General features: G+C 72.0%; 10 protein-coding genes. 7 read left to right on the top strand and 3 right to left on the bottom strand.

Translation table 11 applies throughout. The features are described from left to right. The first annotated feature begins 2 nt into the window (after positions 1-2). Complete coding sequence (locus IL992_RS28825; RefSeq protein WP_319018889.1) at positions 3-701, top strand: SanA/YdcF family protein; 699 nt, start codon at positions 3-5, stop codon at positions 699-701. Between the two features lie 377 nt (positions 702-1078). Here IL992_RS28825 and IL992_RS28820 read toward each other — a convergent pair whose 3' ends face one another. After that, the gene (locus IL992_RS28820) at positions 1079-2092 is read right to left on the bottom strand and encodes a lytic polysaccharide monooxygenase auxiliary activity family 9 protein (RefSeq protein ID WP_319018888.1); all 1014 of its coding nucleotides are present in this window, start codon (positions 2090-2092) and stop codon (positions 1079-1081) included. A 292-nt stretch (positions 2093-2384) separates the two neighbouring features. Then, complete coding sequence (locus IL992_RS47845; RefSeq protein WP_319018887.1) at positions 2385-3845, bottom strand: PrsW family intramembrane metalloprotease; 1461 nt, start codon at positions 3843-3845, stop codon at positions 2385-2387. Between the two features lie 145 nt (positions 3846-3990). On the opposite strand from IL992_RS47845, the gene IL992_RS28810 reads away from it, so the two are divergent. The 3 genes from IL992_RS28810 to IL992_RS28800 all read left to right on the top strand — a co-directional run bounded on the left by IL992_RS28810 (position 3991) and on the right by IL992_RS28800 (position 7083). Beyond that, complete coding sequence (locus tag IL992_RS28810; RefSeq protein ID WP_193206514.1) at positions 3991-5538, top strand: N,N-dimethylformamidase beta subunit family domain-containing protein; 1548 nt, start codon at positions 3991-3993, stop codon at positions 5536-5538. A 142-nt stretch (positions 5539-5680) separates the two neighbouring features. After that, positions 5681-6079, top strand: coding sequence for a nuclear transport factor 2 family protein (locus tag IL992_RS28805; protein ID WP_193206513.1), 399 nt, complete (start codon positions 5681-5683; stop codon positions 6077-6079). A 2-nt stretch (positions 6080-6081) separates the two neighbouring features. Then, positions 6082-7083: a zinc-dependent alcohol dehydrogenase family protein gene (locus IL992_RS28800; RefSeq protein WP_193206512.1), complete on the top strand. Its 1002-nt coding sequence runs from the start codon at positions 6082-6084 to the stop codon at positions 7081-7083. Between the two features lie 58 nt (positions 7084-7141). Here the strand turns inward: IL992_RS28800 and IL992_RS28795 are convergent, their stop codons facing one another. Continuing rightward, the gene (locus IL992_RS28795) at positions 7142-8095 is read right to left on the bottom strand and encodes a heme o synthase (protein WP_193206511.1); all 954 of its coding nucleotides are present in this window, start codon (positions 8093-8095) and stop codon (positions 7142-7144) included. A gap of 213 nt (positions 8096-8308) precedes the next feature. Between IL992_RS28795 and tkt the strand changes: the two genes are divergently transcribed. From tkt to IL992_RS28780, 3 genes are read left to right on the top strand one after another with little or no spacing between them, the layout of a single operon-like run. Next, positions 8309-10450 carry a transketolase gene (gene tkt, locus IL992_RS28790; RefSeq protein ID WP_193206510.1) on the top strand — a complete coding sequence of 714 codons (2142 nt, stop codon included), beginning with the start codon at positions 8309-8311 and terminating at the stop codon, positions 10448-10450. A 10-nt stretch (positions 10451-10460) separates the two neighbouring features. Further along, complete coding sequence (gene tal, locus IL992_RS28785) at positions 10461-11564, top strand: transaldolase (RefSeq protein WP_193206509.1); 1104 nt, start codon at positions 10461-10463, stop codon at positions 11562-11564. Between the two features lie 7 nt (positions 11565-11571). Beyond that, positions 11572-13197 (top strand): glucose-6-phosphate isomerase, encoded by a 1626-nt coding sequence (locus tag IL992_RS28780; RefSeq protein WP_193206508.1) that lies wholly within the window; start codon positions 11572-11574, stop codon positions 13195-13197. Positions 13198-13327 lie beyond the last annotated feature (130 nt).

Below are 13327 nucleotides of genomic sequence, written 5' to 3'. Positions count from 1 at the left end.
GGGTGCGCGGCCTGCGCCCCTGGACCTGGTCCCGTACGGCCCTGCGCCGGGGTATCCAGGGGCTGGTCGCCCTGAGCGTGCTGCCGCTCGCGCCGATGACCTGGGCCTGGCTGACGAGCGCCGCCCACCGGGTGACGGCAGAGCCGGGCACGCGCTGGACCGCCGAGGTGCCCGTGATGCCGGCCGCGCTCGTGCTGGGCGCCGGGGTCCAGGGCGACAAGCCGTCCGCCATGCTGAGGACCCGGCTCGACATCGCGGCCGAGCTGTACCGCACGGGCAGGGTGCGGGCCCTGCTGCTGTCCGGCGACAACAGCCGCAGGGACTACGACGAGCCCTCGGTCATGCGCGGCTATCTGGTCTCCCGCGGCGTGCCGGCGGAGAGGATCGTGCTCGACTACGCCGGGTTCGACACGTGGGACTCCTGCGTACGGGCCAAGACGATCTTCGGTGCGTCCCGTCTCGTCGTCGTGACCCAGGTGTTCCACCTCCCCCGGGCCGTCGCGCTGTGCCGTGCGGCCGGGCTGGACGCCTTCGGCGTCGGCGACGACTCCAGCCGCGACTGGCCGATGGAGACGGTGGCCTACGCCGTCAGGGAGTTCCCCGCCTCGGCCAAGGGCCTGCTGGACAGCCTGGTCCTGCACTCCTCGCCGCGCTTCCTCGGCCGTCGCGAGACCGCGCTCGACCGCGCGCTGGCCCGCTGACTCTCGACCCCCCGACGTTCGCAGAGGGCGGCACGGCGGGCGGCGCGGCGGGCGGCGCGCGAAACTTTCATCGGGCGGCACAGCCTGAGCTGGGCGGACAGGGCGGGCGGAGGCGCGTCCGCTGGCCGGTGGCGGCGCGGCGCGTTAGGGTCCGGGCCATGTGGGAGCGCTCCCACCATCCCCAGAGGGAGGTGAGGCCACACCCACAGTGGCTATCGCACCGCGGGTACGAGGCGGATCCTCCTCCGCCCACCCATCGCGCAGCGCCCGGGGAGCCGCCGTGACGGCGTCCCCGGGCGTCACCCGCGGGGTCCGGTGCCGGGCCGCACCCGGCGAGATCGGGTCCCGCCCGGCCGCCCGGCACCGCCGGGATCCGCTCAGCCGCAGCTGATGTCGCTGATCGACGGCGTGGCCGACCCGCTGCCGAGGAACCCGGCCGTGGCCGAGGCCCCAGGGGCCAGCGAGGAGTTCCACTCCGGCGCGTGGATCATCGCGAACGGCCCGCTCTGCATCGACGTCCCGTTCCACGCCTGGGTGATCGTCGCGCCGTTCGACATCTGCCACTGGACGTACCAGCCGTTGAGCGGGCCCGTGCCGGTGTTCTTGATCGTGACCTCGCCCTGGAAGCCGCCCTGCCAGGTGTTGGTCAGCTTCACCGTGGCCGTGCAGGCCGGGTTCCCGGCCGTCGGGGAGGCCGAGGGGCTCGGCGACGGGCTCCTGGTGGGCGAGGCGCTCGGCGACGGGCTCGGCGAGGGGCTGGGCGTGGCGTTGTCGTTGACGAAGTTCACGTCCGAGCAGCCGTAGAAGGTCTCCTGGCTGTCCGACCGATACCAGACCGCGTAGATGATGTGCCGGCCGCTCTTGTTGGGCAGCCTGCCGGAGAAGCGGTAGGCGCCGTTGCTGACCGCGGGCTCGGGGTCGACCGTGAGGAACGGCTGCTCCTCCATGTCGGCCCACGTCAGCGGCTTGGTCGGGTCGTAGCCGTCCTTGGTGACGTAGAGCTTGAAGCCGCCGGGGTGCGGCACCCACGCGCCGTAGACGAAGTCGTACGTGCTGTTGGCCTTCAGCGTGGTGGTCGGCCAGTCGGCCCTGGGCGCGTCGTAGGCGGCGTACTTGCTGAAACCACCGCTGCACAGCTGGCCGTCGGGGATGAAGCCCCGGGTGCGGCCGCCCCCGTCGGAGCGGAGCACGCCGTACCAGTCGTAGAGGGGCTGGGTGCCGCCGGCCGCCACGGCGTCCTTGCACGCGGGGTTCTTCGGGATGATCTGGCCGCCGGTGAGGCCGTCGGTGTAGCACGCGTACGTACGGCTCGCGGGGGCCTGCAGGGCGCCGTGCGCCTCGGCCGCCGTCTGCGTCAGGACCGCGACGAGGCCGGCGAGCACGGCCGCCACCGCGGCGAGGACGGCGAGCTTTCGCCCGGATCTCAGGGACAGCGATCTCGGACGCGGGGATTGCACTGTGCTTCCCGTGGTGGGGGTTCCCATGGTGGGGGTTCTCCTCATGGTGGGCGGGCACGCCTTCCGGGGAAGGGCGCGCCGTCGGGGCTGTCGTACGAGAAGAACGCATGCGGCATCGCCGCACGCCCTCCTGGAGCCCACCCATCAAGTGGCCACCGCGCACAGTGATTGAAACACGCACCGGCCGTCCGGGCCAAGCGGTGCCGCGATCTTGCCGTCGCCCCGATCAGCGCCGCGGGTCGCCGGGCCAGGGGCCCGGCCCGGCGCCGGGGCCCGGACCGCTCTGGGCCGGACCCTGCGGCGGGCTCTGCGGCGGGCTCTGCGGACCCTGTGGCGGTCTCTGCGCCGGGTCCTGTGGCGGGCTGGGCGGCTGTCCGGGACCGCCCAGGGGGTGCCCGTATCCGGGAGGCGGCCCGCCCGGCGGCGGACCGTAGCCCTGCCCGCCCGGCTGCTGCCCGTACCAGGGCGGCACCGCGGGACCGCCGCCCGGCCACCGGCCCGGCGGCGGGGCGCCCGGCGCGTACCCCGGCGGGGGCACCCCCCGGGCGGCGTTCGCCTGGTGGCGTTCCGGCAGCGGGAACGACATCCGGGCGTAGGCCATGAGGTCCGCGAGCGATCGCTGCTGGGCGCGGAAGGCCTCCTCGTCCACCCCGCCCCGGGCCGCGCGGGCGTGCAGCAGCCCGAGCTCGGTGGAGGCCACCTGGTAGTCGATCATCGCCCGTGCCCCGGCCCTGCCGCCGTGGGCCTTGGCCCACGCCCTGGCCTGCCGCCGCCGGCGCAGGGACGACAGCATGAAGATGTCGGCCTGGTTGATCAGCCCGTTGCGCTCGTACGGCGGCAGGTAGTGCTGGATCAGGCCGACGATCCGCCGTCTGTCCCGGAAGATCACGATGATCTCGACGATGAGCAGGATCATCAGCAGCAGATAGGCGATGGCGAGCCCGCCGAGGCCGCCGAAGGAGGCGAAGCCGTTCCAGAGGCCGTGCAGCAGCATGGCGCCGATCCACCCGATGACGATGACGACGACCCCCACCGCGCCCCCGCGCTGGGCGGCGTACGCCACCGCGATGCCGATCAGGGAGGTGAACAGCGGATGGGCGAACGGCGACAGCACGGCCCGCAGCACGAGCGTGGCGGCCAGCCCCTGCGCGCCGTTCTCCTCCAGGGCGGCCAGGTAGTAGCTGACGTTCTCCGACATGGCGAAGCCGAGCCCGACCATGCTGGCGTAGATGATCCCGTCGGTGGGCCCGTCCAGCTCCTGCCGCCGGAACCACAGCAGCCCGAGCAGGACCAGCCCCTTGGCCGTCTCCTCCACCGGCGGGGCGCCGAACGTCGCGACGAGGTTGCGCGCGCTGGTCGTGTCCCCGAGCTGATGGGCCACGTAGACGAGGTTGAGCGAGTTGAGCACGCCGGCGAGCAGGACGGCGATGCCGGCGCCCCAGGCGAACGCGAAGATCAGGTTGCTGCGCGGCTCCGGTTCCATCCGGTCCAGGGCGAGCACGCCCGCGAGCAGCAGCGGCACGGGGGCCACGGCGAGCCCGAGCGCGATGAAGAACTGGACCGGCTCGCCGTTGATGATGTCGAAGGAGAACGACACCAGGGCGCAGATTCCGGCGACGACCAGACCCACGATGAGGCCGATGGACGGACGCTCCCTGAGAACGGCGCGGGGGTCGAGGCCTGCCACTGTGCGACTGTAACCGACCACGCCCGCCGAGGTCCTCCTCCGGCCCCAAAAGATCCCCATGCATTCCGTGCCGGGGCAAGTATCTCGCAGGCCGGGCGTGCCGTCCGTCCCGAACACGTCCCGGTTGCGGGCACAATGGGCGATCATGGATGTCGCACCACGTGGCGGGCTCGGACGACGCGGTTTCCTCCGTGTCGCGTGCGCCGCCGCCGTCGGCTCGGTCGCCGCGTGCGCGCCCGGGTCCCGGGAAGCCTCCGCTCCCGCCTCCCCCGCGCCCTCTCCCTCCCCCACGGCGGCCGGGAAGCCGGTGCCGGAACGGCTGCAGCCGGGCGACCCCGACTGGCGGGTGCGCAGGCGGGGCCCCGACGAGGCGATCGAGGGCTACAGCGACCGCGCGAGCGTGCTGCCCGGGGAGGCGTTCGGGCTGCACGTCTCCACCACCGAGGGCCGCTACCGGGTCACGGCCTACCGGATGGGCTGGTACGGCGGGACACTCGCCCGCCGGGTGTGGCGTTCCGGGTGGATGAGGGGACGCGACCAGGGCCGCGGACGGCTCGCCGGCGACACCCGCACCGTACGGGCCGGGTGGCGGCGCTCCCTGAGCGTTTCCACCGAAGGCTGGCCTGAGGGGGCATACCTGCTGCGCCTGGACACCGAGCGCGGCCACCAGCGCTACGTGCCGCTGGTCGTGCGCTCGGCCTCCGGGGCTGGCCGCACGGTCCTGGTCCACGCCACCCCCACCTGGCAGGCGTACAACCGGTGGGGCGGATACAGCCTCTACTACGGCGAGGACGGCCGCTACGACAGCCGCTCGCTCGCGGTCAGCTTCGACCGGCCCTACGACCCCACCGGGATGGAGAAGTTCCTCATCCACGAGCGGCCGGTGGTGGCGCTGGCCGAACGGCTCGGCCTGCCCCTCGCGTACACGACGGGCGGCGATCTGGAGGCCGGCGACGACGTGCTCACCGGCGCCGCCGCGGTGATCTTCCTGGGGCACGACGAGTACTGGACGCCCGGCGTGCGCCGCACCGTGACCGAGGCACGCGACGCGGGCGTCAACCTGGCCTTCCTGGGCGCCAACACCTGCTACCGCCGCGTCCGCATGGAGGAGGACGGCAGGCTGGTGGTCTGCTACAAGACCGCGGTGGACCGCGATCCGCTGGTCCGCACGCGCCCGTCGCAGGCGACGACCGACTTCCGGGCGGCGCCGAAGGCCGACCCCGAGTCGTCGCTCATCGGAGTGTACTACGACGGCTATCCCGTGGACGCGCCGTTCGTGGTGCACGATCCCGGTCACTGGATCTTCGCGGGCACCGGCGTGCGCCGCGGCGACGCGTTCCCGCACCTGGTGGGCGTGGAGTACGACCGGGTGAACACGGACGTGCCGACGCCCAGGCCGCTGCGGATCCTCGCCCACTCGCCGGTGACCTGCGTGGGGCGGCCCAGCTTCGCCGACGCGGCCTACTACACGGTCCCGAGCGGGGCCGGAGTCTTCGCCTCGGGGACCATGCGGTGGGCCGAGACGCTCATGGCGGGCACTCGCGACCTGCCGCGGGCCCACGGGATCGGCGCGCGTACGCGGGCCTTCGTCACGGCCGCGACGACCAACCTGCTGAAGGGCTTCGCCGAGGGCCCCGCCGCCGAACGCCTTCCCACGCCCGACGACAACGTCCGCCGCACCTACCGCGGCTGACGCCCACGGCCCCGGCTGGAAGCCGCAGATCCAGCAGGCCCGACCCGTTCGCCGGGTCGCTCCCAGGCGACCCTGTTGACGAGTAGATCAACCGGTCGATATAACACTATAGACCGAACGTTCTATTTCCCAAGGAGCCGAAGTGCCGCAACGGACCACGGCCGAGGTCATCGACCGTTTCAACCACGCGTTCGTTCACCACGACCCCGAGATCCTCGACGACCTGATCGCCGAGGACTGCGTGATGGAGGCGATCCAGCCGGCTCCGGACGGGGAGCGCGTCGAGGGACGCCAGGCGTGCCTGACGTTCTGGCGGACGCTCGCCGGCGACCACACCACCCAGTTCGGGCCCGAGGACGTCTGGGTCGACGGCGACCGCGCGACGATTCTGTGGCGCTACCGCTTCGGCGACGGCCCCGAGGACTCGGTGCGCGGAGTGAACCTCATGCGGGTCCGGGACGGGAGAATCGTCGCGGCCCTCGGCTACAGCAAGACCGGCGCCCCCGTCCCGCTCGCCACCGACTCCGAGGCCCGAGCCTGACGATGCGCAGCTACCATCTCGACAGCGGCGCCGGGCCTGCGGGCCTGACGATCAGGGACCATCCCGACCCGGTCCCCGGTGCCGGTCAGGTCGTCGTCGCCGTACGCGCGGCGTCTCTGAGCTTCCGGGAACTGATGATCGCCCGCGGCGACTACGTCCTGCCGGTGAAACCGGACGTGGTCCCGGTATCCGACGGGGCCGGGGACATCGTGTCGGTCGGGCCCGGGGTCGACTCCCGGCGGATCGGCGAACGGGTCACCGCCACCCTATTCCCGAGCTGGCAGGACGGCCCGTTCGGCATCGAGCACCTGCCGCAGCGTGGCGGCTCGCTGGACGGCATGCTCACCGAACGCGCCGTGATCGACGAGGACGCCCTGGTGCCGGTTCCCGGTCATTTGTCTTACCAGGAGGCGGCGACGCTCCCGTGCGCCGCGGTCACCGCCTGGAACGCCGTGACCGGCGCGGACGGCCTGCGTCCTGGCCAGACCCTGGTGACGCAGGGATCGGGCGGGGTGTCGCTGTTCGCCCTGCAGTTCGCCAAGACGCTCGGCGCCCGGGTGATCGCCACCACCAGCGGCCCCGAGAAGGCGGCCCGCCTGCTCGATCTCGGCGCGGACGAGGTCATCGACTACCGGGCCGTCTCCGACTGGCCCGCGAGCGTCCGGGAACTCACGGGCGGGCGGGGCGCCGACCGCGTCGTCGACGTGGCCGGCCTGCTGGAACAGTCCCTCAAGGCGGTGGCGATGGCAGGCCACGTCGCGTGCGTGGGCTTCGTCTCCGGCACCGTGCCTCCGATCGACGCACGCACGCTCTTCGCCTCCGGCGCCACCGTGCGCGCCGTCGCGGTCGGCAGCCGAGCCCAGTTCCTCGCCATGAACCGAGCCATCGAGGTCAACGGCCTTCGCCCGGTCATCGACCGCACGTTCCCCTTCGACCAGGCTCACGACGCCTATCGCCACTACGCCTCGGGCAAGGCGTTCGGCAAGGTCGTCGTCACCATCTGACCGGAACAAAGGACGAGGTCCCGTCCGAACTCCTCTCGGACGGGACCTCCTGGGTGAATCAGACGAGCAGGGAGTCGATCGCGACGGCGAGGAACAGCAGCGCCAGGTAGATGTTCGACCAGTGGAAGAACCGCATCGGGCGCAGGTCGACGCCGGTCTTGCCGGCGTTCACCCGGCCGAGCAGGCGGTAGACCTCCACCAGGCAGACCGCGCCGAGCACGAGCGCGGCGGCCGGGTAGAACAGGGAGGTGCCGGCGATCGGCCACAGCAGCAGCGAGCACAGCACGGTGGCCCAGGTGTAGGCCACGACCTGCTGGACGACCCGGCGCTCGGTGGTGACGACCGGGAGCATGGGCACCTCGGCCGCCGCGTAGTCCTCGCGGTAGCGCATGGCGAGCGTCCAGGTGTGCGGCGGCGTCCAGAAGAACACGACGCCGAAGAGCACGACCGGGGCCCATGACACCCCGCCGGTGATGCCGGCCCAGCCGATCAGCACCGGCATGCAGCCGGCGATGCCGCCCCACACGATGTTCTGCGACGTACGCCGCTTGAGCACGAGCGAGTACACGAAGACGTAGAACAGGATCGCGCCCAGCGCCAGCGCCGCGGCCAGTCCGTTGACCGCGAGGGCGAGGCCGAGCGTGGAAAGAGTGCCGAGAATCACACCGAAAATCAGCGCGCCCGCCGGCGACACGTCGTGCTTGGCGAGCGGCCGCCTGCGGGTGCGCCGCATCGTCCGGTCGATGTCCCGGTCGATGTAGCAGTTCAGGACGTTCGCGCTGCCCGCCGACAGGGTGCCGAACACCATGGTGGCGGCCGCGGTCCACAGGTCGGGCAGGCCATGCGCCGCGAGGAACATGACCGGCAGGGTCGTGATCAGCAGCAGCTCGATGATCCGGGGCTTGGTGAGCGCCACGTAGGCCTTCACGAGCGCCCCGATGGAGCGGGGAGCCGTGGCCGTCGCGGTGGACCCGAGGGGGGCCGCCGTCTGCTTGTTCGTCAGGACCGTCAAGGCGCTTCCAACACGTGCGGGGTCAACGCGTAACCTCTGATTAGGGCGGATCTCCGGGCAGCCTGTCTCCGGGCAGCAGCCGGCACTTGCGAAATCACTGTAGTCGCCACCGCAGGTGGTCCCCGAACCGGGGCCGAAGCCGCAGGCACCGTTACCGAGGTGGCTACCAAACGGTATTACGAGGAACCCGTTAGGGTCCCCTGTGGGCGGGAAATGCCAGAACCGGCGCGAAAACAAGAGGGGATCGAGCAGTTGAGCAGCGCAAGCCTTGAGTGGAGTGACCTTGACCGGCAGGCGGTCGACGTCGTGCGGGCCCTGGCGATGGACGCCGTGGAGAAGGCGGGATCGGGTCACCCCGGCACCGCGATGAGCCTCGCGCCCGCCGCCTACCTTCTCTTCCAGCGGGTCCTGCGTCATGACCCCTCGGATCCCAAGTGGGCGGGACGAGACAGGTTCGTCCTTTCCTGCGGGCATTCGAGCCTGACGCTCTACATTCAGCTCTACCTGTCCGGCTACGGCCTGACCCTGGACGACCTCAAGGCGCTCCGGCAGTGGGGCAGCCTCACTCCGGGCCACCCCGAGTACGGCCACACGGCCGGCGTGGAGACCACGACCGGCCCGCTCGGCCAGGGCATCGGCAACGCCGTCGGCATGGCCATGGCGGCCCGCCGCGAGCGCGGCCTGTTCGACCCGGACGCCGCGCCCGGCACCTCGCCGTTCGACCACATGATCTGGTGCTTCGCCTCCGAGGGTGACCTCGAGGAGGGCATCAGCCACGAGGTCAGCGCCCTCGCCGGCCACCAGAAGCTCGGCAACCTCGCCGTGGTCTTCGACTCCAACCACATCTCCATCGAGGACGACACCCAGATCGCCCTGTCCGAGGACATCGCCAAGCGCTACGAGGCGTACGGCTGGCACGTCCTGGAGGTCGACTGGACCGCCACCGGCGAGTACAAGGAGGACGTCCAGGCGCTGTACGACGCGCTTGAGGCGGCCCGCGCCGAGACCGAGCGGCCGACGTTCATCAAGCTCCGCACGATCATCGGCTGGCCGGCGCCGAACAAGCAGAACACCGGCAAGATCCACGGCTCGGCCCTGGGCGCCGAGGAGGTCGCCGCGACCAAGCGCGTCCTCGGCATGGACCCCGACAAGAGCTTCGTGGTGCCCGCCGAGGTGCTGGACCACGCGCGTGAGGTCGTCGCGCGCGGCCGGGCCCTGCGCGCCGAGTGGGACAAGGGCTACCAGAGCTGGCGCGAGGCCAGCCCCGAGCGGGCGGAGCTGTTCGACCGCATCTCCAAGCGCAAGCTGCCGGAGGGCTGGGACAAGGCGCTGCCGTCGTTCGAGATCGGCTCGCAGGTCGCCACCCGCAAGGCGTCCGGCGAGGTGCTGAGCGCGCTCGCGCCGGTGCTGCCGGAGCTGTGGGGCGGCTCGGCCGACCTCGCGGAGTCCAACAACACCACGATGAAGGGCGAGCCGTCCTTCATCCCGGACGAGTACCAGACCAAGGAGTTCCCCGGCAACCGGTACGGCCGGACGCTGCACTTCGGCATCCGCGAGCACGGCATGGGCGCGATCCTGAACGGCATCGCGCTGCACAACGGCACCCGCCCGTACGGCGGCACGTTCCTGGTGTTCAGCGACTACATGCGGCCGTCGGTGCGGCTCGCCGCGCTGATGAAGCTGCCGGTGACCTACGTCTGGACGCACGACTCGATCGGCCTCGGCGAGGACGGCCCGACCCACCAGCCGATCGAGCACCTGTGGGCGCTGCGCGCGATCCCCGGCCTGGACGTCGTCCGCCCGGCCGACGCCAACGAGACGGCGGCCGCGTGGAAGGCCGTCCTCGAGCACAACGACCGCCCGGCGGGCCTCGCCCTGACCCGGCAGAACGTCCCCACCCTGGACGGCACGGGCGACCCGGACGCCGTCGCGCGGGGCGGCTACGTCCTGCAGGACGCGTCCAACGGCCAGCCCGCGGTCGTGATCATCGGCACCGGCAGCGAGGTCCAGCTCGCCGTCGAGGCCCGCACGATCCTGGAGTCGCAGGGCATCCCGACCCGCGTGGTCTCGATGCCGTGCGTGGAGTGGTTCCGGGAGCAGGACGCCGCCTACAAGCAGACCGTGCTGCCCCCCGCCGTGAAGGCCCGGGTCGCGGTCGAGGCGGGAATCACGCTCGGCTGGCGCGAGTTCGTGGGAGATGCGGGCGAGGTCCTGGGTCTCGAGCACTTCGGCGCCTCCGCGCCGTACAAGACGATCTACGAGCAGTTCGGCCTCACCGCCGACCGCGTCGTCGCCGCCGCCAAGGCCAGCCTGGCCAAGACGGGCGCCGACAAGGGCGAGACGACCGGAAACTGAGGGACGAAGGATGAATGAGAATCTGAAGCGGCTGACGGACGCCGGAGTCTCCATCTGGCTCGACGACATCAGCAGGGAGCGGCTGCGCTCCGGCAACCTTGCCGCCCTGATCCGCGACAAGAACGTGACGGGGGTCACCTCCAACCCCACGATCTTCGCCTCCGCGCTGAGCAAGGGCGACGCCTACGACGCGCAGCTGCGCGACCTCGCCACCCGCGGCGTGACGGTCGAGGAGGCCGTACGCGCGATCACCACGTTCGACATCCGCTGGGCGGCCGACGTGCTGCGGCCGGTCTTCGACGCCACCCGCGGCGTCGACGGGCGCGTGTCGATCGAGGTGGACCCGCGCCTGGCCCGCAAGACCGAGGCGACGATCGCCGAGGCCCGCGCGCTGTGGTGGCTGGTCGACCGGCCCAACGTGCACATCAAGATCCCGGCGACCGTCGAGGGCCTGCCGGCGATCACCCAGGCCATCTCCGAGGGCATCAGCGTCAACGTCACGCTGATCTTCTCGCTGGAGCGGTACCGCCAGGTGATGGACGCCTGGCTGAGCGGCCTGGAGAAGGCGAAGGCCAACGGCCTCAACCTGGCCACGATCGAGTCGGTCGCGTCGTTCTTCGTGAGCCGCGTGGACACCGAGATCGACAAGCGCCTCGACAAGATCGGCACGCCCGAGGCCGTCGAGCTGAAGGGCAAGGCCGCCGTGGCCAACGCCCGCCTGGCGTACGCCGCGTACGAGGAGGTCATGAACTCGCCGCGCTGGCAGGCGCTGCGCGCGGCCGGCGCGCACCCGCAGCGCCCGCTGTGGGCCTCCACCGGGGTGAAGAACCCCGACTTCCCCGACACCCTGTACGTGGAGCAGCTGGTCACGGCCGGGGTCGTCAACACCATGCCGGAGAAGACGCTGGACGCCTCGGCCGACCACGGCCGGATCTCGGGCGACACGATCCGCCCCTTCTACCAGCAGGCGTGGGACGTCATGGCCTCGCTCAAGCAGGCCGGCATCGACTACGACGACGTCGTCCGCGCGCTGGAGGAGGAGGGCGTCGAGAAGTTCGAGACGTCCTGGAGCGAGCTTCTCGAAACCGTCGACGGCGAGCTGCGGAAGGCCTGAGCTGCATATGACAATCGAGGTGACCCTCGGCGACGAGGCGGACGCCGTCAAGGCGGTCAAGGACAAGCTCGTGGCCGAGGGGGTGCCCGCGGCCCTCGCCGCGGGCGACTCCACGCTGTGGGGCCCGCAGGCGCAGTCCGAGGCCGCGATCCGGCTGGGCTGGCTCGGCCTGCCCCACAGCAGCCGGGAGCTGCTGCCGGAGATCGCCAAGCTGGTGGAGCGGGCCCGCGCCGACGGCCTTGACCACGTGGTGCTCGCCGGCATGGGCGGCTCCTCCCTCGCTCCCGAGGTGATCTGCGCCACCGAGGACGTGCCGCTGACCGTCCTCGACACGACCGACCCGCACCAGGTGCGGCGCGCGCTCGCCGACCGGCTCGACCGAACGATCGTGGTGGTGGCGAGCAAGAGCGGCGGCACGATCGAGACCGACAGCCACCGGCGCGTCTACGAGCAGGCGTTCCGCGACGCGGGGATCGACCCGGCCGAGCGGATCGTGGTCGTCACCGACCCCGGCTCCCCGCTGGAGCGGACGGCGATCGAGGCCGGATATCCGGTCGTGCTCGCCGACCCGAACGTGGGCGGCCGCTACAGCGCGCTCACCGCGTTCGGCCTGGTCCCGAGCGCCCTGGCGGGCGCCGACGTGGCCAAGCTGCTCGACGACGCCGCCGCGGTGGCGCCGCTGCTCGCGCAGGACGAGGGCAACCCGGGCCTGGAGCTCGGCGCGCTGCTCGGCGCGCGGGCACTGCACGGGCGCGACAAGCTGATCCTGCGCGACGCGCCGTCCGACATCACGGGCCTGCCCGACTGGATCGAGCAGCTGATCGCCGAGTCGACCGGCAAGGAGGGCAAGGGCATCCTGCCCGTGGTCGGCGCGGAGGCCGCGGAGGCCGACGACCAGTTCCTCGTCACCATCGGGCCCGACAGCGGCACGACCGTCGACGGCCCGCTCGGCGCGCAGTTCCTCGTCTGGGAGTACGCCACGGCCGTCGCCGGCCGGGTGCTCGGGATCAACCCGTTCGACCAGCCGAACGTCGCCGAGTCGAAGGAGAACACCACCCGGATCCTGCAGGAGGCCGGGGACGGCCCGCTGCCGACCGGCACCCCGGTGCTCACCGACGGCCCGGTCGAGGTGTACGGCGACCTGCCCGGCGACCTGAAGAACCTGGCCGACGTCCTCACCTGGCTGCTGCGCGCGATTCCCGAGCGCGGCTACCTGGCGATCATGGCGTACCTCGACCGCGAGGCCGCGTTCGACGCGGCGGTCGTCGGCGAGGCGTCCTTCGAGGAGATGACCGAGACCTGGGCGAGCGCCGATGTCGCCACTCTGCGGGCGCTGCTCGACTACCGCACCGACCACGCGGTCACGTTCGGCTGGGGCCCGCGCTTCCTGCACTCCACGGGCCAGTACCACAAGGGTGGGCCGGCGTCGGGGGTGTTCCTGCAAATCACCGGGGCGGTGACCGACGACGTCGAGGTCCCCGGCAAGCCTTACACGCTGGGCAGGCTGCAGCTTGCGCAGGCGCTGGGAGACCTGGGAGCCCTGACCTCCCGCGGCAGGCCGGCCGTGCGCCTGCACCTCACCGACCGCGTCGCCGGGGTCAGGCACCTGCTCTCCGTGGCGGAGGAGCTCTGACCATGCGATGCGTTACTGGCGAAGGGCCCGTCCGCAGGGAGGACACATGACGGAGCAACAGGAGCCGCAGGCCCCCGCCGACGACGCCCGGCAGGCGCCGGAGGCGCGCAGCGCCGCGCGGCAGGCGGGA

The sequence above is a fragment of the Microbispora sitophila genome (assembly GCF_014892245.1).
Taxonomy (GTDB): Bacteria; Actinomycetota; Actinomycetes; order Streptosporangiales; family Streptosporangiaceae; genus Microbispora; species Microbispora siamensis.
Note: the sequence above shows the minus strand (reverse complement) of the source record. Positions and strands in the feature narration are given on the sequence as shown.